At 71.0% G+C, this 24,782-nt stretch carries 22 protein-coding genes; 14 read left to right on the top strand and 8 right to left on the bottom strand.

The features are described from left to right. Window positions 1-43 precede the first annotated feature (43 nt). Window positions 44-1,351: an aldolase gene (locus tag ABZT02_RS01930; RefSeq protein ID WP_356013206.1), complete on the top strand. Its 1,308-nt coding sequence runs from the start codon at window positions 44-46 to the stop codon at window positions 1,349-1,351. Between the two features lie 95 nt (window positions 1,352-1,446). Continuing rightward, window positions 1,447-3,501 carry a protein kinase gene (locus ABZT02_RS01925; RefSeq protein ID WP_356013205.1) on the top strand — a complete coding sequence of 685 codons (2,055 nt, stop codon included), beginning with the start codon at window positions 1,447-1,449 and terminating at the stop codon, window positions 3,499-3,501. Here ABZT02_RS01925 and ABZT02_RS01920 read toward each other — a convergent pair. After that, a complete protein-coding gene (locus ABZT02_RS01920; protein ID WP_356013202.1) occupies window positions 3,447-4,241 on the bottom strand; it encodes a hypothetical protein in 795 nt (264 codons plus the stop codon). The genes ABZT02_RS01925 and ABZT02_RS01920 overlap by 55 nt on opposite strands. Before the next feature lie 7 nt (window positions 4,242-4,248). Beyond that, window positions 4,249-5,298 (bottom strand): LacI family DNA-binding transcriptional regulator, encoded by a 1,050-nt coding sequence (locus ABZT02_RS01915; RefSeq protein WP_356013676.1) that lies wholly within the window; start codon window positions 5,296-5,298, stop codon window positions 4,249-4,251. A 194-nt stretch (window positions 5,299-5,492) separates the two neighbouring features. On the opposite strand from ABZT02_RS01915, the gene ABZT02_RS01910 reads away from it, so the two are divergent. After that, a complete protein-coding gene (locus ABZT02_RS01910; RefSeq protein WP_356013200.1) occupies window positions 5,493-6,443 on the top strand; it encodes an ROK family protein in 951 nt (316 codons plus the stop codon). An 86-nt stretch (window positions 6,444-6,529) separates the two neighbouring features. On the opposite strand, the gene ABZT02_RS01905 is transcribed toward ABZT02_RS01910, so the two are convergent. Then, entirely contained in the window at window positions 6,530-8,545 is a 2,016-nt protein-coding gene (locus ABZT02_RS01905) for an NPCBM/NEW2 domain-containing protein (protein ID WP_356013198.1), read from the bottom strand. A gap of 153 nt (window positions 8,546-8,698) precedes the next feature. Between ABZT02_RS01905 and ABZT02_RS01900 the strand changes: the two genes are divergently transcribed. The 7 genes from ABZT02_RS01900 (at window position 8,699) to ABZT02_RS01870 (ending at window position 16,737) form a co-directional block, all read left to right on the top strand. Then, on the top strand, window positions 8,699-8,884 hold the full coding sequence (locus tag ABZT02_RS01900; RefSeq protein ID WP_356013196.1) for a hypothetical protein: 186 nt from the start codon (window positions 8,699-8,701) through the stop codon (window positions 8,882-8,884). A gap of 337 nt (window positions 8,885-9,221) precedes the next feature. Beyond that, a complete protein-coding gene (locus tag ABZT02_RS01895; RefSeq protein WP_356013195.1) occupies window positions 9,222-10,262 on the top strand; it encodes an NUDIX domain-containing protein in 1,041 nt (346 codons plus the stop codon). Window positions 10,263-10,663: 401 nt separating this feature from the next. After that, window positions 10,664-11,692, top strand: a complete 1,029-nt coding sequence (locus ABZT02_RS01890) for an ABC transporter permease (protein ID WP_356013194.1) — start codon at window positions 10,664-10,666, stop codon at window positions 11,690-11,692. A 75-nt stretch (window positions 11,693-11,767) separates the two neighbouring features. Next, entirely contained in the window at window positions 11,768-13,435 is a 1,668-nt protein-coding gene (locus tag ABZT02_RS01885) for an ABC transporter substrate-binding protein (protein ID WP_356013192.1), read from the top strand. 87 nt (window positions 13,436-13,522) lie between these two features. Then, the gene (locus ABZT02_RS01880; RefSeq protein WP_356013190.1) at window positions 13,523-14,515 is read left to right on the top strand and encodes an ABC transporter permease; all 993 of its coding nucleotides are present in this window, start codon (window positions 13,523-13,525) and stop codon (window positions 14,513-14,515) included. Between the two features lie 27 nt (window positions 14,516-14,542). Then, window positions 14,543-15,619 (top strand): ABC transporter ATP-binding protein, encoded by a 1,077-nt coding sequence (locus ABZT02_RS01875; protein WP_356013188.1) that lies wholly within the window; start codon window positions 14,543-14,545, stop codon window positions 15,617-15,619. Then, window positions 15,616-16,737, top strand: a complete 1,122-nt coding sequence (locus tag ABZT02_RS01870; protein WP_356013186.1) for a dipeptide ABC transporter ATP-binding protein — start codon at window positions 15,616-15,618, stop codon at window positions 16,735-16,737. The genes ABZT02_RS01875 and ABZT02_RS01870 overlap by 4 nt, the downstream gene beginning before the upstream one ends. Here ABZT02_RS01870 and ABZT02_RS01865 read toward each other — a convergent pair. The 3 genes from ABZT02_RS01865 to ABZT02_RS01855 form a co-directional block, all read right to left on the bottom strand. Beyond that, window positions 16,638-17,741: a protein kinase family protein gene (locus tag ABZT02_RS01865; protein WP_356013185.1), complete on the bottom strand. Its 1,104-nt coding sequence runs from the start codon at window positions 17,739-17,741 to the stop codon at window positions 16,638-16,640. The two genes, ABZT02_RS01870 and ABZT02_RS01865, sit on opposite strands and share 100 nt — an antisense overlap. Continuing rightward, window positions 17,681-18,388 carry an MBL fold metallo-hydrolase gene (locus ABZT02_RS01860; protein WP_356013183.1) on the bottom strand — a complete coding sequence of 236 codons (708 nt, stop codon included), beginning with the start codon at window positions 18,386-18,388 and terminating at the stop codon, window positions 17,681-17,683. The genes ABZT02_RS01865 and ABZT02_RS01860 overlap by 61 nt, the downstream gene beginning before the upstream one ends. 65 nt (window positions 18,389-18,453) lie before the next feature. Beyond that, complete coding sequence (locus ABZT02_RS01855; RefSeq protein WP_356013181.1) at window positions 18,454-19,809, bottom strand: dipeptidase; 1,356 nt, start codon at window positions 19,807-19,809, stop codon at window positions 18,454-18,456. Between the two features lie 133 nt (window positions 19,810-19,942). Here ABZT02_RS01855 and ABZT02_RS01850 point away from each other — a divergent pair, with 133 nt between their 5' ends. After that, complete coding sequence (locus ABZT02_RS01850) at window positions 19,943-21,214, top strand: geranylgeranyl reductase family protein (RefSeq protein WP_356013179.1); 1,272 nt, start codon at window positions 19,943-19,945, stop codon at window positions 21,212-21,214. 21 nt (window positions 21,215-21,235) lie between these two features. Here the strand turns inward: ABZT02_RS01850 and ABZT02_RS01845 are convergent, their stop codons facing one another. Then, a complete protein-coding gene (locus ABZT02_RS01845; RefSeq protein ID WP_356013674.1) occupies window positions 21,236-21,685 on the bottom strand; it encodes a nitroreductase family deazaflavin-dependent oxidoreductase in 450 nt (149 codons plus the stop codon). A gap of 131 nt (window positions 21,686-21,816) precedes the next feature. On the opposite strand from ABZT02_RS01845, the gene ABZT02_RS01840 reads away from it, so the two are divergent. From ABZT02_RS01840 to ABZT02_RS01830, 3 genes are all read left to right on the top strand, one after another. Next, window positions 21,817-22,509, top strand: coding sequence for a TetR/AcrR family transcriptional regulator (locus ABZT02_RS01840; RefSeq protein WP_356013177.1), 693 nt, complete (start codon window positions 21,817-21,819; stop codon window positions 22,507-22,509). 122 nt (window positions 22,510-22,631) lie between these two features. Continuing rightward, window positions 22,632-23,867 (top strand): sensor histidine kinase, encoded by a 1,236-nt coding sequence (locus tag ABZT02_RS01835; protein ID WP_356013175.1) that lies wholly within the window; start codon window positions 22,632-22,634, stop codon window positions 23,865-23,867. Then, a complete protein-coding gene (locus tag ABZT02_RS01830) occupies window positions 23,864-24,529 on the top strand; it encodes a response regulator transcription factor (protein WP_356013173.1) in 666 nt (221 codons plus the stop codon). The genes ABZT02_RS01835 and ABZT02_RS01830 overlap by 4 nt, the downstream gene beginning before the upstream one ends. On the opposite strand, the gene ABZT02_RS01825 is transcribed toward ABZT02_RS01830, so the two are convergent. Beyond that, window positions 24,490-24,777 (bottom strand): DUF6332 family protein, encoded by a 288-nt coding sequence (locus tag ABZT02_RS01825; RefSeq protein WP_356013170.1) that lies wholly within the window; start codon window positions 24,775-24,777, stop codon window positions 24,490-24,492. The genes ABZT02_RS01830 and ABZT02_RS01825 overlap by 40 nt on opposite strands. Between the last annotated feature and the right edge of the window lie 5 nt (window positions 24,778-24,782).

Here is a 24,782-nt window from a genome sequence, read left to right as displayed (position 1 = left end):
ACGGATTGTTGATTCCGCAGAGCGGAAAACAGGAGGCTGTGGGATGGGTCAGGGCCAGCAGGAGCAGGTGGCGACGAGCCTCGCGGGCGCCGTCAGCGAGGAGATCAGCGCCTCCCTCGCGCCGGTCGACGCCGAACTGGAGCGCCGCTATCCCGGAGACCCCGGCACCCGCCAGCCCGTGCACACCGTCTACGTCCCCGGTGACGTCTTCGCCGCCGACACCATCCGCTCCTGGGGCGACAAGGCCCTCACCGCCCTCGACGAACACGCGCCGGACGCCGCGTCCTTCGCCGCCGTTCTCGGGCTGTCCGACGAACTCGCCGAGCCCGTCCACGCGCGCGTGCGGGCCAAGCTGGAGCACGAGCCGATCGAGGACCTGCGCGTCGACTTCGAGGACGGCTACGGTCCGCGCCCGGACGCGGAGGAGGACGAGGCGGCGGCCCGCGCGGCCCGGCTGATCGCCGAGGCGTACGAGAACGGCACAGCGGCGCCGTACATGGGCATCCGCATGAAGTGCATGGAGGCGGCCGTCCGGGACCGGGGCATCCGGACCCTCGACGTCTTCCTGACCGGCCTGATGGCGGCCGGCGGCCTGCCCGAGGGGCTGGTGCTGACCCTGCCGAAGGTGACCTACGCCGAGCAGGTCACCGCGTTCGTCCGGCTCCTGGAGGCCTTCGAGAAAGCACACGGCCTGGACACCGGCCGGCTCGGCTTCGAGATCCAGATCGAGACCAGCCAGTCCATTCTGGCCACCGACGGCACCGCCACGGTCGCCCGTATGATCCGGGCCGCCGAGGGCCGCGCCACCGGGCTGCACTACGGCACCTTCGACTACAGCGCCTGCCTCGGCGTCTCGGCCGCCCACCAGGCCAGCGACCACCCCGCCGCCGACCACGCCAAGGCGGTCATGCAGGTAGCGGCCGCGGGCACCGGCGTACGGGTCTCGGACGGCTCCACGAACGTCCTGCCGGTCGGCCCGACGGCGAAGGTCCACGACGCCTGGCGGCTGCACTACGGCCTGACGCGCCGGGCGCTGGCCCGCGCCTACTACCAGGGCTGGGACATGCACCCCGGCCACATCCCCACCCGGTACGCGGCCGTGTTCGCCTTCTACCGCGAGGGCTTCGAGCAGGCCGCAGGCCGTCTCGCCCGGTACGCAGGCCGACTCGACGGCGACGTCATGGACGAGCCCGCCACCGCCAAGGCGCTCAGCGGCTATCTGCTGCGCGGTCTCGACTGCGGCGCCCTGGACATCGGCGAGGTCGCGCGGCTGACCGGCCTGACCCGGGCCGACCTGGAGGGCTACGCGGCGCCCCGGCGCGGTGATCTGACCGTCTCGACCGGGAAGTAGCGGACCTGTCACAGTCGCAACCGTCGACTGGAGTTGTCACTCCTGCCCCGTAGTCTGTACCGCACGCATTGACGTGTCACAGGAACGGGGCAGCTGTGTCTTCGGGGGAGACCAACGGAAAGGGCCAGGACGAGACCAATCGCTTGCTGGCCGGGCGTTATCGTGTCGTGGCCCAGCTCGGGCGCGGTGGCATGGGAGTGGTCTGGCGGGCCGTCGACGAGGTGCTCGGCCGTGAGGTCGCGGTCAAGGAACTGCGCACCTACACCGATGCGGACGGCCCCGAACTCGCCGATTTGCGGCTGCGGATGCAGCGCGAGGCCCGCGCGGCGGCCCGGGTCCGCCATCCCGGCGTCGTCGCGGTGCACGACGTGGCCGAGGTCGACGGACGCCCGCTGATCGTCATGGAGCTGGTCGAGGGCCCCTCCCTGGACCAGGTGCTGCGCAAGCAGGGGACCCTTGACCCGCGGGAGGCGGCCGGAATCGGCGCCAAGGTCATGGACGCCCTGGCCGCCGCCCACGAGGCGGGCGTACTGCACCGGGACGTCAAGCCCGGCAACATCCTGCTCGACCGCTCCGGTCGCGTCCTGCTCACCGACTTCGGCATCGCCACGATGGACGACCCGGGCGACGGTTCGGCCACCAACCTCACCCGCACCGGTCATCTCGTCGGCTCCCTGGACTACATGGCCCCCGAGCGCGCCCAGGGCGCCGATCCGGGACCGGCCTCCGACGTGTGGGCCCTCGGCGCCACGCTGTACGCGGCCATCGAGGGGGCCTCGCCGTTCCGCCGTACGTCGACGTTCTCCACCCTCACCGCGATCGTCGGCGAGCCGCTCCCCGAATCCCACCGTGCCGGCCCGCTCGGCCCCGTTCTCCAGCGCCTGCTGGACAAGCGGCCCGAGGCCCGCCCGGGGGCCGAGGAGGCGCGCGTGCTGTTGCAGGCGGTTGCCGACGGGGCCGAGGCCGGGGCGGACAGCCCCACGGCGACCTTGCGCGGTACGGCGGGATCGGCGGGGCAGGCCGAGAGCGCCCCGTTCGTTCCGGCGGCGCCGGGGGCATCGGCCGGTCCCGGATCTGCGCAGGGGACCGCGCCGGCCCAGGGTTCCGATGAAAGCGAAACGGCGGGGACCAGAGCGGCAGCTGTGCCGGGAGCCGCGCAGCCGACCGGACCAGCGGCGGCCTCCGTGTCCGGGACTCCTGGGCAGGGTACGGAGGGTGTTCAGGACGGCGGTGCGGGTCAGCCTGCCGTGGGTGCCACGGGGCAGGCCGAGGCCCCGACGCCCTGGTGGGTGGGGTCCGCTTCCCCGGACAGTGCCGGGGGACAGGCCGCCTCGCCGGAGCAGGGCTTCGACACCCCCTCTCCGGGCGGCGGTCCGGCACACGGCTCAGGGGCATCCGCCGCCTCTCCGCAGCCTTTGGCGCACAGCTACGGGATGTCTCGTGACACGACCCCCATGGCCCCCTCCCGTACGCCCCGTCGTAACAGGCGCGTCCTGCTCGCCGCAGCGGCCGTCGCGGCCGTTCTCGCGGTGGCCGGCACGGCTGTCGCGCTGATGAACAACGCGGGCAGAGCCGAAGCCGACGCCCGGCCGATCGCGTCCGGCACGAGTGAGGAGGCCTCCGCCTCCGCCTCCGCGCACACCGACGCCGAAGGTCCGGGCAGCGCCGCGCTGACCGACGGGCAGGCCAAGAAGACCCCGAGCGCGAAGCAGACGCCGGGCAAGGACGGCAGTACCGGACCCACGAGCCGTGCCTCCGCGACCGCCTCGGCGGACGGCGGTGGCCCGGGTGGCGACGATGCGGGCGGAAACGACTCCGGGGACGGCGGTACGACCGGGGACGGCGACCCCAGCACCCCGGCACCGGCCCCCGCCTGCACCGCCACCGGCGGCGGGAAGTACAACTGCACCGTTTGGAAGACCGCCAAGTCCTACACCGCCTCCGGCGCCGAGGCGGGTGTCCTCAATGCAGGCATCAACTACTTCTACTGTCAGTCGAACCTGGGCCGCCGCGATACGTCCGGCCAGTGGACCAACGTCTGGTGGGCGAAGACGGACGACGACAGCGGCAACACCGGCGTCTATGTCAGCGACGTCTACCTCAAGGGCGGGAACAACGACGAGCCGGTGCCGGGGCTCCCGGTCTGCTGAACGCTCACGTACCGCTCCAGGCCGGACTCCGTGACCCGCTTCTCGTCGGCGAACAGCCGGGTGCCCGCCTCGCACAGCAGCCGGTCGGCGCGGGCCCGTGCCACGAACTCCTCCGGCGTGACGCCGAACAGCTCCCGCAACCTGGCCGATCCCACGAGGAGTTCGGTCAGCAGCTCCCGCTGGCCGGGGTGGGTGCGCGGAGCGCCGGTGCCGTCGTGCAGGACGCCGTGGCGGTTGACGTACGAGTGGACGCCCGGCAGCGTGACGCCGCCTGGCAGCTCGACCCGCACTCCGGGCAGCCAGGCGCGCCCGTAGTTGCCGTTCGGCAGTGGCACCCCCTCGCTCGCGTCGACGACCGCGAGTTGCTCGGGGTCCAGCCAGAGGACGAACAACTCCCGTACGGCGCCCGGCGCTTCGAAGGGTGACGCGGACACGTATCCCATACGGCTCACATGCGCGGAGACGCCCACGTCGACGCCGGTCACTCGTGCCCTGACCATCGGGATCGGGGAGGTGATCCCGAACTCGGCCATCTTGTGCCGCAGTTGCCCCGGACTGGCGTTGGAGCCGACCGCGAGAACGGGCGCGCGGTCCTCGTGCCACCGTCGGTCGCGGGGCAGCGGTACCAGCCGGTCACCGTCGAGCAGCGCGGAGTCCGCCGGCCAGGCGCCGGGATAGGTCAGCGGATGATCGCGAGGAGCCTCGGCCAGGCCGAGTGCCTCCAGAGTGAAGTCGTCCATCGGTCGCTCAGTCCGCCGGCGGCAGCTCGCCCGAGCCCCGGGTGATCAGCCGCGTCGGCAGTTCGATCCGCTCCGGCGTCAGCAGCGTGCCGTCCAACTGGCGGAACAGCCGCTCCGCGGCGGTACGCCCCAGCGTCGCCGCGTCCTGGGCCACGACGGTGACGCCCGGCTGCAGCAGATCGGCGAGTTCGATGTCGTCGAAGCCGACGAGGGCGACCCGGCGGGTGTGTCCGGCGAGGACCCGGATCACGGTGACCGTCACCCGGTTGTTGCCCGTGAAGATCGCGGTGACGGGGGAGGGGCCCCGGAGCATCTCCTCGGCCGCCCGGCGCACCCGCTCCGGGTCGGTGACGCCCAGCGACGTCCAGGCGTCCGCCACCTCGATGCCGGCGTCCTCCATGGCGGCCCGGTATCCGCGCAGCCGCTCGACGGCCGTGTGGATGCGGGGCATGTCGCCGATGAAGCCGATCCGCCGGTGGCCGTGGGCGATGAGGTGGGCCACGGCGTCGCGGGCACCGCCGAAATTGTCGGAGAGGACGACGTCGGCGTCGATCCGGCCCGCCGGACGGTCCACGAACACCGTGGCCACGCCCGCCTTCAGCTCCGGCTCCAGATAACGGTGGTCGTCACCGGCCGGAATGACCACCAGACCGTCCACACGCCGGGCGCACAGCGCCAGCACCAGTTCCTGCTCGCGCTCCGGATCCTCGGCGCTGGAACCGTTGATGAGCAGGGCGCCGTTGGCCCGGGCCACCTCCTCCACCGCACGGCTGAGCGGACCGTAGAACGGGTCCGCCAGGTCCTCCAGGACCAGGCCGATGCTCGCCGTACGGCCCTTGCGCAGCACGCGCGCGCTGTCGTTGCGGCGGAAGCCGAGGGCCTCGATGGCCTCCCGGACCCGGTGTTCCGTCTCGGGTGTGACGCCCGGTTCGCCGTTGACCACGCGTGAGACCGTCTTGAGCCCTACGCCGGCTCGCGCGGCCACGTCCTTCATGGTCGGGCGGTTGCCGTACCGGGTCGTGGAGAGGCGGTCTGCTCGGCTGTGGGTGTCGGGCACGATACGGCGTCCTGTCCTGTCGTCGACGGGGATGCGACGGTCCATGTTTTTGTATGAGGATGTGGCGTCGAGCATAGAGCCTGGACAACGTTGTCAGATGCGGGAGACACTGTCCACCGCAATCTGTCGGCCTGCGCTCCACCGCGAGACCGGCCTGTCCATTCCTCAAGGTTGACCGGGGAGAACTGACACTGATGCACACCGACCTCGTGGCTGCGCTCGACATCGGCGGCACCAAGATCGCCGGAGCGCTGGTGGACGGCCACGGCCGGATACTGCTCCGGGCACAGCGCGCCACGCCGGCGCAGGAGGACGGCGAGAGTGTGATGCGCGCCGTCGAGGAGACCCTCGGTGAGCTCACGGACTCGCCGCTGTGGGGGCGCGCAGGCGCCCTCGGCATCGGCAGTGCGGGCCCGGTGGACGCCTCCACCGGCACCGTGAGCCCGGTGAACGTCCCGGGCTGGCGCGACTTCCCGCTGGTCCGCAGGGTCCGGGAGGCAGCCGGCGGGCTCCCCGTGGAGCTGATCGGCGACGGTGTGGCCATCACGGCGGCGGAACACTGGCAGGGAGCCGCGCGCGGGCACGACAACGCGCTGTGCATGGTCGTGTCGACCGGCGTCGGCGGCGGTCTGGTGCTGAACGGTCAGCTGCACGCGGGGCCCACCGGCAACGCCGGTCACATCGGCCACATCAGCGTCGAGCTCGACGGCGACCTGTGCCCGTGCGGCGGGCGCGGCTGTGTGGAGCGCATAGCCAGCGGTCCGAACATCGCCCGACGCGCGCTGGAGAACGGCTGGCGGCCCGGTCCCGACGGTGACACGTCCGCCGCCGCGGTGGCCGACGCGGCCCGGGGCGGCGATCCGGTCGCCGTGGCCTCCTTCGCGCGGGCGGCCCAGGCGCTGGCCGCCGGCATCGCGGCCACCGCGACCCTCGTGGAGATCGACATCGCGGTCATCGGCGGCGGGGTCGGCAAGGCGGGTGACGTCCTCTTCGAACCGCTGCGCAAGGCACTGGCCGACTACGCCACCCTGTCCTTCGTCCAGCGTCTGACGATCGTGCCCGCGCAGATGGGCACGGACGCCGGACTGGTCGGGGCGGCCGCGGCGGCCCTGGCCAAGCGGGCCGACACGGCCGCCGCGGTCTGACGAACGGGCCGACGAGGTCGGGAGAAACGTTCACTTGGCGGCCGGGTCCGACGAGGGGCCCGGCCGCCCTGTGCGTACGGCGGTTCTCAGCAACTCAACCGCGCGTCGCCCCAGTCGGCGTGGTCCGAGTCGATGCCGTCGCCGCCGTCGGTGACGACCAGCCGGACCAGCCGGGCGCCGGTGACGTCCGCGGTGAGCGGCTGGGCCGGCATGGCGTTGGTCAGGACCCCGGTGGACGCCACCTTGGTGCCGTCCGCCCACACCTCGAAGGCGACCGTGCCGTTCGCGCCCTTCTCGTCGTCGACGCCGACCTGCGCGGTGACCGTCTCGCAGGCCGCGCCCGTGTAGTACTCGACGGAGCTCTCCGCGTGCACCCCGAGCCCCTTGGCGTACACCACCGAGCCGATGGTGATCGGATGTCCGTCGCCCGCGGCGCTCTCCCCGTTGCTGGTGTCGCGTTCGACGGGACCGTAGCCGTTGGCCGCCGACAGCCACGGCAGATCACCGAGCTCTGAGGTGCCCGAGGGGGGCGGGACCACCACGGTCGCGCTGAAGGGCAGTGTGCTGTCGACCCGGACACCGGTCGGTGAACGGTAACTCGCCTTGAGCGTCAGGTCGTACGACCCCGTCGGCGTCCCCTGGGGAGCGGTGAGCGACCACTTCGTGCGCAGCGAACGGCCCGTGGACAGGGCCGCGGCGGAGGTCGGCGAGGTCGCCTTCACGGCCCAGCCCGCGGGACCGGACAGCCGTACGGAGACCTGCCTGGCCGGGGTGCGCCCGAGGTCGGTGACCGTGGTCGTCAGCGCGGCCGGAAGGCCCGCTTGCACCAAGAGGTCGCCGTCCAGGCCGAGTTCGACGGCGGGCGGGTACTGCTGCCACCTGCGGTCGGCGGATACCCGTACGAGAACCGTGCCGTGCGCGGGGACGGTCGCCGAGATGGCGCCCGCGGTGTTGTAGCTCCTGTGCTGCCACAGGTCCCGCACGGTGTACGCGTCCGCATCGGGCAGGCCGACGGCCTTGGCGGTCGTGGCGATGCGCTGCGGGCTGCTCGACTCGTTGAACAGGGCGACCGTACGGCTGCCGTCCTTCATCTCCTTGGCGACGACCCAGCGGCCGCCGTCGGACGAGACCACGGCGCCCTGCTGGCCGAGGGGGTCCTGGTCGACGGCGATGACCTCCTTGTTCGCGAGGATCTCGAAGGTCTCCGCGGAGGCCGAGCGCAGGTCGCTGCCGATCAGCAGGGGCGCGGCCATGACCGACCACATCGAGAAGTGCGAGCGGTACTCGGTGTCCGTCATGCCGCCGTTGCCGACCTCCAGCATGTCGGGGTCGTTCCAGTGGCCTGGGCCGGCGTAGGAGGCCAGGGGCAGGTTCTGCTTGAGGATCGAGAGCATCGAGCCCCAGGTGTCGCTGATGTCGCCGGTGGTGCGCCACAGGTGGCCGACGTCGGCGGCCCACTCCCAGGGCTTGTTCTGGCCCCATTCGCAGATGCTGTAGACGATCGGTCTGCCGGTCGCCTTGAGGGCGTCACGCATGGTGGTGTAGCGCAGCTTGGCGTCCACGCCCTGGTTGTTGCAGTTGTCGTACTTGAGGTAGTCGACGCCCCAGTCGGCGAACTGCCGGGCGTCGCTGTACTCGTGGCCCAGCGCGCCCGGGAAACCGACGTTGCTGCACGTCTTGGTGCCCGCGCTGGTGTAGATGCCGAGCTTGAGCCCCTTGGAGTGCACATAGTCGGCGACCGCCTTGATCCCGTTCGGGAAGCGGGCCGGGTCCGGGACGAGCTTGCCGTCGGCGTCCCGGTTCGGCAGGGCCCAGCAGTCGTCGAGGTTGACGTACTGGTACCCGGCGTCCTTGAGGCCCTTGTCGACGAAGATGTCCGCGATTCCCTTGACCATGGACTCGTCGAACTCGGCCCGGCAGTGGGTGGAGTTCCAGTTGTTGAAGCCCATGGGCGGGGTGAGGGCGAGGCCGTCGGCCAGAGCGGGCGAGCTCGCGCTCTCCTCGTTCGCGACGGCGGGGGCCGCCCCGGGCACCGCGAACAGCAGCACCATGAGGGCGGCGACCGTCCTTCGGCGGGTCGTGCGGGTGTGAAGGTGACGCATCGTTACGTTCCTCCGAACCAGCGGAAGGTGTGATGACAGCATGTACGCGTCATCATGTGGGCGTTTACGTTAGGACGTGTTGGACTGTGGTGGAAGGGAGCGGTGCGGCGTACGGCAGCGTGACCCATTCCGTCCGGTGCCGTTGATCAGGTCATGAAGAAGCGCAGCATGCTCGCCATCGCCTCCCTCGCCACCGGTTTCGTCGTCGCGGCGATCACTCCCTCGCACTCCATGGGCGAGGAGCGCGATCACGGCGATGTGGACAAGACCCTCAGCACCCTCGACCACCCCGTCACCGACGAGAGCCTGGACGGGACCGCCCTCGGGCAGAGCAGCTGACGAGCGCCGCACGGCCCCTGGCGGGGACTCGGCGGTGGCCGCCTTCCGCGAGGCGGCCACTCCTCGCCGGGGCACCCACGGCCCTCGTCGAGGTCGTAGCCAGGCGGCGCCGAGGCAACGGCACGGCCGGCGCCGGGCCGCCCGTGCCTACGGACTGCGGCTCCACACCACCACCGGCATCGGCGTGCAGGGCCAGGGCGCCGGGCACCCCCACGGCACCGGGGCCCCTCCAAGGAGGGGCCCCGGTGCCGTGTTCGTGCGCCCTCATCTGCGGCTGGTTTCCGTGGCAGGGTGGAACGGGCAAGCCACAGGGGGCCAAACAGAAGAGGGGGAGTCCGTGATCGTCTGGATCAACGGCGCGTTCGGTGCGGGGAAGACCACCACCGCACGGGAACTGATCGAACTGATCCCGAACAGCACGCTCTTCGACCCCGAGGACATCGGCGCGGCGGTCGTGCACCTGCTGCCGCCCAAGCACCTCGCCGAGGTCGGCGACTTCCAGGACCTGCCGATCTGGCGACGCCTGGTGATCGACACGGCGGCCGCGATGCTCGCGGAGCTGGGCGGGACCCTCGTGGTCCCCATGACCCTGCTGCGTCAGGAGTACCGCGACGAGATCTTCGGCGGCCTCGCCGCCCGCCGGATCAGTGTCCGGCACATTCTCCTCGCACCGGCGGAAACGATCCTGCGTGCGCGAATAGCCGGGCGGGAGACCCCGCCGACCCTGCCGCTCGGCCAGGTGGGGCAGGGGCACTGGGCGTACGACCACATCGAGCCCTACCGGGCCGCCCTCGCCTCCTGGCTCACCGCCGACGCCCATCTGATCGACAGCAGCGCGCTCACCCCGTACGAGACGGCCGTCCGCATCGCCGAGGACGTCGGCGCCGGGACGGTACCCGCGTGCGACATCGTGCAGACCCCGGAGCCCACCGCCGAGACGGTGGCCGCCGGGGTCCTCCTCTTCGACGAGCGGGACCGGGTGCTGCTCGTCGACCCCACCTACAAGGCCGGCTGGGAGTTCCCCGGCGGTGTCGTCGAACCCGGTGAGGCGCCCGCGCGGGCCGGGGTGCGCGAGGTCGCCGAGGAGACCGGTATCCGGCTGGACGACGTACCCCGGCTCCTGGTCGTCGACTGGGAACCGCCCGTGCCTCCCGGATACGGCGGACTGCGCCTCCTCTTCGACGGCGGGCGGCTCGACTCCACCGAGGCACGCCAGGTCCTGCTGCCCGGCCCCGAGCTGCGCGGCTGGTGTTTCGCCAGCGAGGAGGAGGCCGCGGAGCTGCTGCCGCCGGTGCGCTACGAGCGACTGAGGTGGGCGTTGCGGGCGCGGGAGCGCGGGGCGGCTCTGTACCTGGAAGCCGGGGTTCCGACCGGCTGAGAGCGGGGTGTGGCCCCGTCGGCATGCACGGCCGACGGGGCTTCGTCATGACCAAGGCATGTCCAAGGCATGTCCGAGGCGCGTTCGCGGCACGTTCGAGTCAGGCAAGCGGAGTGCGAGAACCCGCCAAGGGAATCGTCGCGATACCTCCATGTCAGAGCTAACGAAACTTCCCGCCCTCGTCAACTCTTGGCAACGAGCGCAAACAATCCCCTTTTCAGTCATTTTCCGCCTTGACCGGCCTCTCGGCGTGTTGCGACAGTCCGCTCAGTCTCACGGCGCCGACAACGGCCGGCGACCGAAGCCTTTCCCCCAGGGAACAGCCTTATGACGAGACCCCGCCCGCCGGCGACGGCCACCACTCCGCGCCGGCCCCAGCACATACCCGGGACGTCCGCACGATGACGACGCAACAGCAGCCGATGCCCGCCGACACCGGCACCACGCAAGCCGGTGAACCGTCGCCGGACCCGCGGAGCGACGGCACGGTGATCGCCGGACGCTCGCCCGCCCGGATGGCCTGGCGGCGCATCAGACGGGACAAGGTCACCATGGCCGCGTTCGTGATCACGGTGCTCTTCATCCTGATCGCGCTGCTGGCCCCGGTCCTGACGGCGATCACCGGCTGGGGGCCGATCACCCCCGACGGCAGGGCGATCGACCCGGACACCGGCAACTTCCCGCGCGGGGCGCTGGGCGGGATCAGTCTCACCCACCTGCTGGGGGTCGAACCGGGCACCGGCTACGACCTGTTCGCCCGGATCGTCTACGGCCTGCGCACCTCGCTGTTCGTAGGCTTCGCCTCGGCCGTGCTGTCCACCGTCGTCGGTGTCGTGGCCGGCCTGGCGGCGGGGTACTCCGGCGGCTGGGTCGACTCCGTGCTGTCGCGGATCATGGACGTGATGCTGGCCTTCCCGCAGCTGCTGTTCATCATCGCGCTGACCCCGGTCATCCAGAACGCGATGCAGACCAACAGCCACGGCGGCACCGACGAGAACCTCCGGCTGCTGGTCCTCGTCCTGAACATCGCGGTGTTCGCCTGGGCCTACACCGCCCGGCTGGTGCGCGGGCAGGTCCTGTCGCTGCGCGAGCGGGAGTTCGTCGACGCCGCGCGGATCATGAGCGCCGGGCGCCGGCACATCCTCTTCCGGCAACTGCTGCCGAACCTGTGGGCGCCGGTCCTGATCTCCTTCGCGCTGGCCGTCCCGCAGAACATCACCACCGAGGCGGCCCTGTCGTACCTCGGCGTGGGCGTCATCCCGCCCAACCCGGACTGGGGGGCGCTGCTGTCGGACGCCTCCCAGTTCTTCCTCCAGGACCCCACGTACCTGTTCGTCCCCGGAGTCCTGCTGCTGATGCTCGTCCTGGCGCTGAACCTCCTCGGTGACGGCGTCCGGGACGCCCTGGATCCCCGCGCGGCCCGCAGCTGACGCGGTCCCCTCGACACCGGCGCCAACGGCCCCACCTGGGCCGCCGCCAGCCGTACAAGAACGGAGTGTTACCTCATGACGCGCAGAAGGCGCTCGATCGCGCTCGCGGCCACCGCCGTGGCGATCGCACTGGGGGCCACCGCATGCGGGGGCTCCTCCAGCACCACCGGGAGCGGCTCCCCGACCAAGGGCGGCACGCTGACCGTCCTCGACCACGCCGACTTCGACCACCTCGACCCCCAGCGCGTGTACACCACCGAGGGTTCGAGCATGGACGAGGAGCTCGTGCGCACCCTGACCGGATGGGACGAGACCGGCTCCCAGCCCAAGCTCGTCGGCGACCTGGCCACCGACACCGGAACGCCCAGCAAGAACGACACGGTGTGGACCTTCCACCTCCGCAAGGGCGTCACCTGGCAGGACGGCAAGGCGGTCACCGCGCAGGACGTGAAGTACGGCGTCGAGCGGTTCTTCTCGCCCGACATCAACGGCGGCCCGCCGTACGCCAGTCAGTGGCTGGTCGGCGGCTCCTCCTACAAGGGGCCCTACTCGGGCAAGGAGCTCGCCTCCATCCAGACACCGGACGCGTCCACGGTCGTGTTCGATCTCGACCAGCCCGTCACGGACTTCAACCAGGCCACCGCCATGCCCGGCTGGTCGGCGGTGCCCAAGGCCCATGACACGGGCGCCACCTACGACACGCACGTCTGGTCCGACGGGCCGTACATGATCAAGTCGTACACCAAGAACAAGGAAGCCGTCTTCGTCCGGAACACCCACTGGAAGCAGTCGACGGACCCGATCCGGCAGCAGAACGTCAACGAGATCGACGTGAAGCTCGGTCAGGACCAGTCGGCGATCGACCAGCAGATCAAGTCCGACGCCGGCACCGCCCAGACCTCCATCATGCAGTGGCCGATCGCCGGTTCCGACCTGACGACGATCTCCGACGACCCGTCTCTGAAGTCGCGCCTGTACAAGATCCCGGCCCCCGGCATCAACTACCTCGCGATCAACACCACCAGGGTCAAGGACCTGAAGGTGCGTCAGGCCATCGAGGACGCGATCGACAAGACCACCGTCCGCGGCGCGTTCGGCGGGTCGGCGTACGGCGGCTATGCGAGCACCATGCTCAGCCCCGGCATCGGCGGCTACCAGAAGTTCAACCTCTACAGCACCAACCCCGCGGGTGACCTCACCAAGGCGCAGGCGCTGATGAAGCAGGCCGGCAACCCCAAGCTCACCATGTCGCTGGCGGTCGAGAACACCACCACCGAGGAGCACTTCGCCGACGCGGTGAAGACCTCGCTCGGCAAGATCGGCATCACGGTGAACATCACGCCGATCGACGCGGCGAACTACTTCAGCACCATCGACAACGTGAAGAACCAGTACGACCTCACCTGGGGCGACTGGATCGCGGACTGGCCGAACGCCTCCACCATGCTGCCCGTGCTGTTCGACGGGCGGCAGATCGCGAAGCTGCCGCAGTCCAACCAGGACCTCTCGTACCTGAACGATCCCGCGGTCAACGCGCAGATCGACAAGATCGCCAAGATGACCGACATCAAGCAGGCCGACGCCGCCTACGGCGCCCTGGACGAGCAGATCATGAAGGACGCTGCCGTGGTCCCGCTGATGTACATGAACTTCAGCGAACTCGCGGGCTCCAAGGTCGGCGGGGTCATCTCGGACCCCATCCTCGCCGAGCCCAGCCTGGTCCACGCGTACGTCAAGAGCTGACCGTCCAGAGCTGACGCACTCCTCCTGTGCCCGCCGGCGGCCCCGGCCGGCGGGCACACCCCCTCTCACGTCAGGGTCCAGCACGACATGCTTCGTTACCTCATCCGGCGCCTGCTGGCAGCGGCCGCGATCCTGCTGGTGATCACCGTGATCACCTTCGTGATCTTCTTCGCGCTGCCGTCCGACCCCGCACTCCTGGCCTGCGGCAAGACCTGCTCGCCGTCCCGGCTGGCCGAGATCAAGCATTCGCTCGGGCTCGACCGGACCTTCCTCACCCAGTTCTGGGAGTTCTTCAAGGGACTCTTCGCCGGCCGGGACTTCGGCGACCAGAGCGTGCGCGTGCACTGCGGCGCGCCCTGCCTCGGGATCTCCTTCCAGACCGACACCCCCGTCCTCAGCACCCTGCTGGACGACTTCCCCGCGGACCTGTCGCTGGGCCTCGGCGCCGCGGTGTTCTTCCTGATCCTCGGCGTCGGCCTCGGCACGCTCGCAGCGGTCCGCCGGGGCAGGGCGGCCGACAAGGCGGCGGTCGGACTCGCCCTGCTCGGTGTCTCCGTGCAGATCTACTTCGTCGGCCTGCTGCTGCTCTACCTGTTCGTCGACAAGTGGCAGATCCTGCCCGCCTCCGGCTACACCCCGATCACCCAGGACCCGAGCGCCTGGTTCCAGGGCCTGATCCTGCCGTGGGCCACCCTGGTCATCGTCTACCTCGCGCTGTACACCCGGCTCACCCGCTCCTCCATGCTGGAGGTCTTCGCCGAGGACTACATGCGCACCGCCCGGGCCAAGGGCCTGTCCAGCGGCAGGGTCGTCCTCAAGCACGGCCTGCGGGCCGCGATCACCCCGATCATCACCATCTTCGGCATGGACGTCGGCTCCCTGATCGGCGGCTCCGCGGTCATCACCGAGTCGGTGTTCGGCATCAACGGCATCGGCAAGCTCGCGGTCGACTCGGTGCAGAACTCCGACCTGCCGGTCATCCTCGGCACCACGCTCTTCGCGGCCACGTTCGTCGTGCTCGCCAACGTGGTCGTCGACGTGGTCTACGGCCTCGTCGACCCCCGTGTCCGCCTCGCCTGAGCCCCTCACCGCAGCAAGGAAACCCCCGTGTCCCTCCAGACCTCACCGCAGCCGGCGGACGTCGATCCCGCGGCCGCCCCCTTCCTCGACGTACGGGACCTGCGGGTGCACTTCCCGACCGAGGACGGGATGGTCAAGTCCGTCGACGGCGTCTCCTTCACCCTGGAGAAGGGCAGCACCCTCGGCATCGTCGGCGAGTCCGGCTCAGGGAAGTCGGTCACCTCGCTGGCGCTGCTCGGGCTGCACAAGGGCACGCGTGCCGAGGTCTCCGGCGAGATCCGGCTGGACGGCAGGGAGTTGGTCTCCCTTCCCGAGCGCGAGATGCGCGCGCTGCGCGGACGGACGGTCTCCATGATCTTCCAGGACCCGCTGTCCGCCCTGCACCCGTACTTCACCGTCGGCGCGCAGATCGCCGAGGCCTACCGGGTCCATCACCAGGTCTCGAAGAAGGAGGCCCGGGAGCGCGCGGTGGAGATGCTGAAGCGGGTCGGCATCCCGCAGCCCGAACGCCGGGTGCGGGACTACCCGCACCAGTTCTCCGGCGGCATGCGGCAGCGCGCGATGATCGCCATGGCGCTGGTCTGCGACCCCGAACTGCTCATCGCCGACGAGCCGACCACCGCCCTGGACGTCACCGTCCAGGCGCAGATCCTCGACCTGATCCGCGATCTCCAGGAGGAGTTCGGCTCCGCGGTCATCCTCATCACCCACGACCTCGGTGTGGTGGCCGACATCGCCGACGACATCCTGGTGATGTACGGCGGCCGCCGCATCGAGTACGGCACCGTGCACGACGTGCTCAAGGAACCCCAGCACCCCTACACCTGGGGCCTGTTGGAGTCGATGCCGCAGATCACCGGTGACGTGGAGCGACGGCTGAACCCGATCGCCGGCTCCCCGCCGAGCCTCATCAACCCTCCTGGCGGCTGCGCCTTCCACCCCCGTTGCACCTACAAGGGCTGGGTGACCGGGGGCCGTTGCGCGGTGGAGCGGCCCGAGCTGGTGGCCGTGCCCGGCACCGGCCGGCATCTCGCCGCCTGCCACCTCACCCCGGAGACCAGGCAAGAGATCCGCGTCCGTACGGCCGCGGGGGCCGCGCAGTGACCGCGGCGAACGAACAGGAGCATGCCGTGAGCACCACCCAGCCCGCCACCGGGGAGCACCTGCTCGAAGTCACCGGCCTCACCAAGCACTTCCCGATCCGCCACGGCATCGTCTTCCAGCGGCAGATCGGAGCCGTGCACGCCGTCGACGGCATCGACTTCACGGTCGGCGCCGGACAGTCGCTCGGCCTGGTCGGCGAGTCCGGCTGCGGCAAGTCGACGACGGGCCGGCTGGTCACCCGGCTGCTGGAACCCACGTCCGGAAAGGTGGTGTTCGACGGCGAGGACATCACCCACACCCCGGAGAACCGGATGAAGGAGGCCCGCCGGAACCTCCAGATGATCTTCCAGGACCCGTACTCCTCGCTGAACCCCCGGCACACGGTCGGCACGATCGTCGAGACACCGATGCGGCTCAACGGCATCAACCCGCCCCAGGGTCACAAGAAGCGCGCCCAGGAACTCCTCGAGACGGTCGGCCTCAACCCCGAGCACTACAACCGCTACCCCAACGAGTTCTCCGGAGGTCAGCGCCAGCGCATCGGGATCGCCCGCGCCCTCGCACTGCGTCCGAAGCTCATCGTGGCCGACGAGCCGGTGTCGGCGCTGGACGTGTCCATCCAGGCGCAGATCGTCAACCTGCTCCAGGACCTCCAGCGGGAGTTCGGCATCGCGTGCGTCTTCATCGCCCACGACCTCGCCGTCGTACGGCACTTCTGCGAACGGGTCGCGGTGATGTACCTCGGCAAGATCGTGGAGGTCGCCGACCGGCAGACGCTGTACACGCGGCCCCGGCACCCCTACACCCACGCCCTGCTGTCCGCCGTCCCCGAGGCCGACCCGGACGGCACCCGGCGCCGCGAGCGCATCCGGCTCGCCGGGGACGTGCCCTCGCCGGTGGACCCGCCCTCCGGCTGCCGCTTCCGGACCCGCTGCTGGAAGGCCCAGGAGCGGTGCGCGACACACGAGCCGCCGCTGGTGCGCCTGGCGGGCAACGCCTCGGACCACTTGACGGCGTGTCACTTCCCTGAGGAGCCGAGCGTCGAGGCCCGGGGCGAGGACATCGTGCTCGATCCGGCGCTGACGACATTGGAGGACAGCGCGTCGACGTCGTCGTGAGGGTAGGGCGTGAGCCTGCTCTCCTGCTCCAGTCGCCGGTTGAAGTCACCGACCACGGCTGCGAGTCGGGCATGACGCGAGATGAGCGCGGCGGCGGCCCCGGGGATTCCCTCGGGGCGTCTGCCGTCGGCGCAGGCGCGGATGAAGTCCTGGCGGGCGTCCCGGGCGAGGCCGTATTGATCGACGATCAGCCAGTGGACCAGGTAGGAGAGGGCATAGGCGCGGTCGTAGCGCCGGTGGCTGTCATAGAAGTCGCGTTCCGGCGGTGCGAGTTCGAACCGGCCGGACAGAGCGAGCCCGTAGTCGGCCAGGTAGAGCTGCTGTCCGTCGGTGAGGATGTTGCGGAAGTGGGCGTCGAAGTGGACGAGTTGGTGCCTCTGGAGGAAGTCGATCACCGTTTCAAGGCCCTGTTCCACGAGGGCACAGGCCGAGTCGGCGTCATCCGATCGAAGCTGTTCGTGGAACCAGTCGTGGACGGTGTACGGCTGGTACTCCAGAAACAGTGCCTGGCTCGTGGACGCGGTGCGCAGGGCCTCGATGCGGGCACGGCCGCCGCTCCAGTAGGCCACGGCCCGTTCCGCATCGACGAGTTGCTCGGGAAGTGACTGCTGCGCGTCGGGCAGGACACGCCAGTGGTGCAGCAGCGGGAAGCCGGAGAAGCGGCCTGTGCGCACCCAGTTGGTCGTCATCTCGTGCGTGGCCAGTTCGCGCCAGGCGCCGAAGCCGGGGCTGCCGATCGCCCCGATGCCGTAGTGGCAGTACGGCGGCAGGTCGAAGATGTTCGCGGTGGAGCGGATGTGGTCCGGGTGGAGTTCGGTGTCGGTGAGCGGCACCCGCTTCACGAACACCGTGACGCCGTCTACCTCCAGCAGGGTCGTCCGACCGCCGATCCCGGTGCCGACAGGCGTACCGGACGCCACCAGCTCCGTGAGATCGCGGTCGCTCAGGAGGGCGAGGGTGGTGGCGGTGTCGGCGTGGGTGCGGAGACGGGTGAGGGATTCCATGGCCCCATGATCGGGCCGCCGTGCCCGACGCAGGTCATGTTCGCGCCGAGGGCCGCCAACCGGGCGTAAGAGGCGAGGACTTGGGCCCGGTCGACGTTGAACACCCCGGGCATCACCTTGCCGTCCACCGGCGACGCGGCCACCGTGTCCCCCGTGAACAGCACCCCGTGCGCGGGGAGATGGAGCGCGATGCTGCCGGGTGTGTGGCCGGGGACGTGGACCACCCGCGCCCCGTCGCCGAAGTCGAGGAGCTCGCCGCCGGACAGCTCGGTGACCTTCGACGGCCGCTCGAACTCGCCTCGCGGCAGGTGCCGTAGAGCCTCCGCGTGCAGCGGGCGTTCCCAGTCCTCGAACACCGGTGGCGGGCCTGGTACTTCGCCCCGTAGGGCGGGCGCGTCCAGCCGGTGCGCCAGCACCTCCGCGCCGGTCATGGCGGCCAACTCACCCGCCCCGCCCACGTGGTCCTCGTGGAAGTGGGTGAGCACGATCCGTCGAAGGCGCCCCGGTACGCGGGCGGCGATCGACGCGGCGGAACCCGCCGGACCGGCGTCGATCAGGGTCCACTCCTCGCCGTCGCGCCAGAGATAGGCCTGGCCGACCGGGAAGCGCAGGAGGTGGAGGTGCGGGAGCAGTTCGATGACGTCCATGGGACGACCGTAGGAAGGCCCCCGTCCGGGGACGAGGGCCTTCTGCCGACAGCAGAGGCGTCGGATCAGTGCGCCGCGTAGTTGCGCAGGAACAGGGCCTCCGCCACCGACAGGCGCTCCAGCTCCTGCGGGGAGACGCTCTCGTTCACGGCGTGGATCTGGGCCTCCGGCTCGCTGAGGCCGATGAGGAGGATCTCGGCGTGCGGGTAGAGCGACGCGAGGGTGTTGCAGAGCGGGATGGAGCCGCCCTGGCCGGCGTACTGCATCTCCTGGCCGGGATAGGCCACCGCCATCGCGTCGGCCATCGCCGCGTACGCCGGGCTGGTGGTGTCCGCCCTGAACGGCTGGCCCTGGCCGATCCGCTCGGTGCTCAACCGCGCGCCCCACGGTGTGTGCGCCTCCAGGTGGGCCTGGAGCAGCTTGGTCGCCTCGTCGGTGTCGATGCCCGGCGGCACCCGCAGGCTGATCAGGGCGCGGGCGCTCGCCTGCACGGACGGGGTGGCGCCGACGACCGGCGGGCAGTCGATGCCGAGGACGGTGACGGCCGGGCGGGCCCAGATGCGGTCGGCGACCGTACCGTCGCCGATCAGCTCGACGCCCTCCAGGACCCTGGCGTCCGCACGGAACTGCTCCTCGTCGTACTGGAGCCCGTCCCAGGACGCGTCCGGCACGAGCCCGTCGATCCTCGTCGTGCCGTCCTTCCCGCGCAGCGAGTCCAGTACGCGGATCAGCGCGGCCAGCGCGTCGGGGGCGGCGCCGCCGAACTGGCCGGAGTGCAGGTTGCCCGCAAGGGTGTCGATCTGGACGCGCATCATGGTCATGCCGCGCAAGGTGGCGGTGACCGTCGGCAGGCCGACGCGGAAGTTGCCGGCGTCGCCGATGACGACGGTGTCCGCCTCCAAGAGCGCGGGATGCGCCTCGGCGTACCGCTCCAGGCCGCCCGTGCCCTGCTCCTCCGAGCCCTCGGCGATGAACTTCACATGGACCGGGATCCCGCCGTTGGCCTTGAGGGCGCGCAGCGCGAGCAGGTGCATGAGCACGCCGCCCTTGCAGTCCGCGGCCCCGCGCCCGTACCAGCGGCCGTCGCGCTCGGTGAGCTCGAAGGGCGGGCTCGTCCAGCCGGCCTCGTCCAGCGGCGGCTGCACGTCGTAGTGGGCGTACAGGAGGACGGTCTTCGCACCCTCCGGGCCGGGCAGGTAGCCGTACACCGACTGGGTGCCGTCCGGGGTGTCGAGCAGTGCCACGTCCTGGAATCCCTCGGCGGTGAGCGCCTCCGTGATCCAGCGGGCGGCGGCCTCGCTCTCGCTCCTCGGGAACTGGTCGAAGTCCGCCACCGACTTGAACGCCACCAGTTCGGTGAGCTCGGCCCGCGCCCTCGGCATCAGCGAGGCGACGGTCTCGGCGACCGGATTCGACGACATGGGCACGCTCCTTGTGGGTGCGACGTTGTACCTGTGAGTGCCGTAGATCCTCCCACAGTGGTCTGTGGGCGGGCCCGCCGTAGGATGCGGGAGACAGGTGCGGCAATGGCTTGATCGGGAGCAGCAGACCATCGTGAGCAGCGAGAACTCTTCGGCGGACGATTCTTCGGCGGACGGCGTGCACGACGACGCGCAGCGGGTGTGGGACGTCGTCGTGGTGGGCGCGGGACCCGCGGGCGCCTCGGCCGCCTATGCGGCGGCGGTCGCGGGACGGCGCGTGCTGTTGCTGGAGAAGGCCGAGCTGCCGCGGTACAAGACGTGCGGCGGCGGCATCATCGGTCCCTCGCGGGACTCGTTGCCGCCCGGCTTCGAGCTGCCGTTCCGGGACCGGGTGCACGCGGTCACGTTCTCGAACAACGGCCGCTTCACGCGGACCCGGCGCTCCAAGCAGATGCTGTTCGGGCTGATCAACCGGCCCGAGTTCGACCAGCAGCTCGTCGAGCACGCCCAGAAGGCGGGCGCCGAACTGCGCACCGGCGTCACGGTGCAGCGCGTCGAGCAGCACGGCTCGGCGGTGCCCGACCGCCGTACGGTCGCCGTGGTCCTCCAGGGCGGCGAGACACTGCTCGCGCGGGCGGTCGTCGGGGCCGACGGCAGCGCCAGCCGGATAGGCGCGCATGTGGGGGTGAAGCTCGACCAGGTGGACCTCGGCCTGGAGGCGGAGATCCCGGTGCCGGAGACCGTCGCCGAGGACTGGAAGGGGCGGGTGCTCATCGACTGGGGCCCGATGCCCGGCAGTTACGGCTGGGTCTTCCCGAAGGGGGACACCCTGACGGTCGGGGTGATCTCGGCGCGTGGTGAAGGCGCGGCCACCAAGCGGTACCTGGAGGACTTCGTCGGGCGGCTCGGCCTCGCCGGGTTCGAACCCAGCATCTCCTCCGGCCACCTGACCCGCTGCCGTGCCGACGACTCGCCGCTGTCGCGCGGGCGGGTGCTGGTGTGCGGTGACGCGGCGGGGCTCCTGGAGCCGTGGACCCGCGAGGGCATCTCCTTCGCGCTGCGCTCCGGGCGGCTCGCGGGGGAGTGGGCGGTCAGGATCGCGGAGGCCCATGACGCGGTGGACGCCCGGCGCCAGGCACTGAACTACGCGTTCGCCATCAAGGCGGGACTCGGTGTCGAGATGAGTGTCGGCAAGCGGATGCTGACCGCGTTCGAGCGCCGGCCCGGGCTGTTCCACGCGGCGCTGACGGGTTTCCGGCCGGCGTGGAACGCGTTCAAGGACATCACCCAGGGCGCGACCTCACTGGGCGAGCTCGTCCGCGGCCGGCCCATGGCCCAGCGGGCGCTGGCCGCGCTGGACCCGCGTCCGGCCGAGCGCGGTGCGGAGGGCGAGGCAACCTCCTGACCGGTCACTCGATCCCACCGGTCACTTCGCGACCGTGATCCGGAAGACCGGGTGGTCGGTGGCGGCCGCGATGATCTCCTCGTCGGAGGACTTGGCAGTCACGCCCTGGAAGTACTGGTTGACCTCCCAGCCCCACTTCTCCAGGTAGGTCCGCAGGATCGGGAGCTTCTCCGCGTCGGGAAGCTCCACCGCGGTGAACTCCCGCACCTTGCGGCCGACCCTCAGCTCCCCGCCGCCGGCGGCGCGCATGTTGCGCACCCACTGGGAGTGGCCACGGGCCGAGACCAGGTACTGCCCGCCCTCGTACGTGTGCGGGTTGACCGGGATCCGCTGCAGCCGCCCGCTCTTGCGGCCGCGCACCGACATCTCCGCCGTACCCGCGAGGCTGAAGCCGTGCCGGGCGAGCCAGCCGATGACGCTGTTGAGGCGGACGTTGAGCGGGCTGCCCTTGAGGTAGTACGGCGACGACATGGTGTCCCCCATCGGTTGAGAGAGCGGTGCTCTCGCTTTCGGTGGGACCAGTCTGCACGGATCGGCGACGCAAAGCAAGAGCAGTGCTCTCGATTGTGTGCACTGCTCTGCATCTGTGGGAGACTGATCGCATGAGCACCGCACAAGGCGCCCGGGCCCGCGCCCGGATCGAAGTCACCGCCGCCATCAAGGACGAGGCGCGCCGGCAGCTCGCGGCGGAGGGCGCGGCGAAGCTCTCGCTACGGGCCGTGGCGCGTGAGCTGGGGATGGTCTCCTCGGCGCTGTACCGCTACTTCCCGAGCCGCGACGACCTGCTCACCGCACTGATCATCGACGCCTACGACTCCTTGGGGGAGAGCGCGGAACAGGCGCACGAGGCGGTCGCGGAGGCGGCCCCGCTGGAGCGCTGGGTCGCGGTGTGCGAGGCGGTCCGCCGCTGGTCGCTCGACCATCCGCACGAGTACGCCCTGATCTACGGCTCTCCCGTCCCCGGCTACACCGCACCGCAGACCACCGTCCCGCCCGCCGCCCGGGTCGGCCTCCTCCTGATCGGCATCGTCCGCGACGCCCACCACGGCCCCGGGGGCTTGGCGGAGCTGCCCGCGGTGCCTGGAGAGCTCCACGCCGAGGCCGACCGCATCGCCACCGACCTCGCCCCGGACCTTCCGTCCCAGGCGGCCGCGGCCCTCGTGGTGGCCTGGGCCCAGCTCTTCGGCCTGGTCGGCTTCGAACTCTTCGGCCAGTTCAACCGGGTGGTGGAGGAACGGGAGCCGTTCTTCCGGTACGCGGTGCGGGGGCTGGGGCGGGGGGTCGGCCTCCGGTAGGAGTGTGCGTGCGGCGAGGCCGTGCCGGGGTCCGCAGCCGCCGCCGTACTTCGCCGGGAGTACGCGTGATCACCACGCTCGGGGGACGTCCTGGTCGGGCCGGGCCGTCTAGCGTGGCTGTCATGGACGGTGAGCGGGGCGTGCGCGAGGGAGGTCCGCCGCGGCGGTGGTGGCACGGGCCCGCGTGGTGGCGCAGTGCCGGCGGCGACGGGCAGGGCGCCCGGTGGCCCTGGCCGTCCACCCTGCTGCTCACGTTCTTCGTGCTCGGGGGGTCGAACTACGCCGCGCACCAGCAGGCCGAGCGGGCCGCGCTCGACCCGTTCGCGCGGGCCCTGCTGGTGATCGGATCCGCGGTGCTGTTGTGGCGGCATCGGCAGCCGGTGCTCGTCGTCTTCGGTACGACGGCCGCCGCGATGCTGTATCTCGGTGCCGGGTATCCGTACGGGCCGGTGTTCCTCACCGTCGCCCTCGCCTGCTTCAGCGCCGTCGTGGCCGGACATCGCAAGGCCGCCTGGACCGCGCTGGGGATGTTGTGGACCGGGCACGTCCTCGTGGCCCACTGGCTCTACCAGTGGCTGCCGCCGTCCAAGGACTCGGCCGCCCCCTGGGGTCAGGAGGGCGTGATCGCCGCCTGGGTCGTCGCCATCGTCGCCGTCTCCGAGCTGGCCCGCACCCGCCGTGAACAGTGGGCCCGGGAGCGCGCCGAACGGGCCCGGGCCGCACAGCGGCGCGCCGACGAGGAGCGGCTGCGGATCGCCCGCGAGCTGCACGACGTCCTCGCGCACAGCATCTCCGTCATCAATGTCCAGGCCGGCGTCGGCCTCGCTCTCCTCGACACCGACCCCGAACAGGCGCGCACCGCGCTCACCACCATCAAGGCCGCCAGCAAAGAGGCGCTCGGCGAGGTGCGCCAGGTGCTCGACACCCTGCGCACCCCAGGTGACGCGCCGCGCGCGCCCGCGCCGGGCCTCGACCGGTTGCCCGAGCTGGTGTCCCAGGCGGCGGGCGCGGGCCTCACGGTCGAGGTGGAGGGAACGGCACCGGCACTGCCGCCCGGCGCGGACCTCGCCGCCTTCCGGATCGTCCAGGAGGCGCTCACCAATGTCGTACGGCACTCCGGAGCGCGGCACGCGCGCGTGCGGCTCGATCACGACGGGGACGCCCTCCGGCTCCGTATCGACGACGACGGGCCGGCGAGCGGCGCCGACGCGGGTGGCAGCGGCAATGGTCTGGCCGGAATGCGGGAGCGGGCCGCCGCACTCGGTGGCACGATCGAGGCCGGCCCGCGTCCCGAGGGCGGGTTCCGGGTGCTCGCCGTACTGCCGCTCAAGGTGAAGGCCAAGGAGGACGACCGGTGATCCGCGTACTGCTCGCCGACGACCAGTCACTCGTGCGGGCCGGTTTCCGGGCCCTCCTCGACGCACAGCCGGACATCGAGGTGGCAGGTGAGGCCTCGGACGGGGAGGAGGCGGTGCGCAAGGTGCGGGAACTGCGGCCGGACATCGTCCTGATGGACATCCGGATGCCGCTGCTCGACGGCCTAACCGCGACCCGGCGCATCACCGAGGACACCGCTCTGGAGGAGGTGAAGGTGGTCATGCTCACCACCTTCGAGCTCGACGAGTACGTCTTCGAGGCGATCCGTTCCGGTGCCTCCGGCTTCCTGGTCAAGGACACCGAACCGGAGGAACTCCTGCGCGCCGTGCGGGCGGTGGTCGGCGGCGACGCGCTCCTGTCACCCGGGGTGACCCGTCGTCTCATCGCCGAGTTCGCGGCCCGCTCCAAGGAGCCCGCGGCCGAAGGCGCCCTCGCCGGACTCACCGAGCGGGAACGGGAGGTGATGGCTCTGGTCGGCATCGGCCTGTCCAACGAGGAGATCGCCCGCCGCCTGGTCGTCAGCCCGCTCACCGCCAAGACCCACGTCAGTCGCACGATGGTCAAGCTCGGCGCCCGCGACCGCGCCCAACTGGTGGTGCTGGCCTACGAGTCGGGGTTGGTGCGGCCCGGCTGGCTGGGCTGAGGCATCTCGCGTCGGAAGCGCAGCAGCACACTGATCACCCGCGCCATGAAGACCACAGGTGCGACGGTGAGCCCGACGCGCAGCAGCACCCTCTCCATGGTGCCCGGCAGTTCGAACAGCAGCGCCGGTCCCGCCACCGCTCCGAACAGCACCGCCGCCGCGAACAGCGCACTGCACAGCGCGTATCCGATCTCCACGGTGATGGCATCCCGCTCCGCCTGGCTCCGGCGGCCCCCGTAAGTCTCCATCCTTC

The sequence above is a fragment of the Streptomyces sp. NPDC005402 genome (assembly GCF_040606575.1).
Taxonomy (GTDB): Bacteria; Actinomycetota; Actinomycetes; order Streptomycetales; family Streptomycetaceae; genus Streptomyces.
This window is presented reverse-complemented; position numbering and strand designations above follow the sequence as displayed.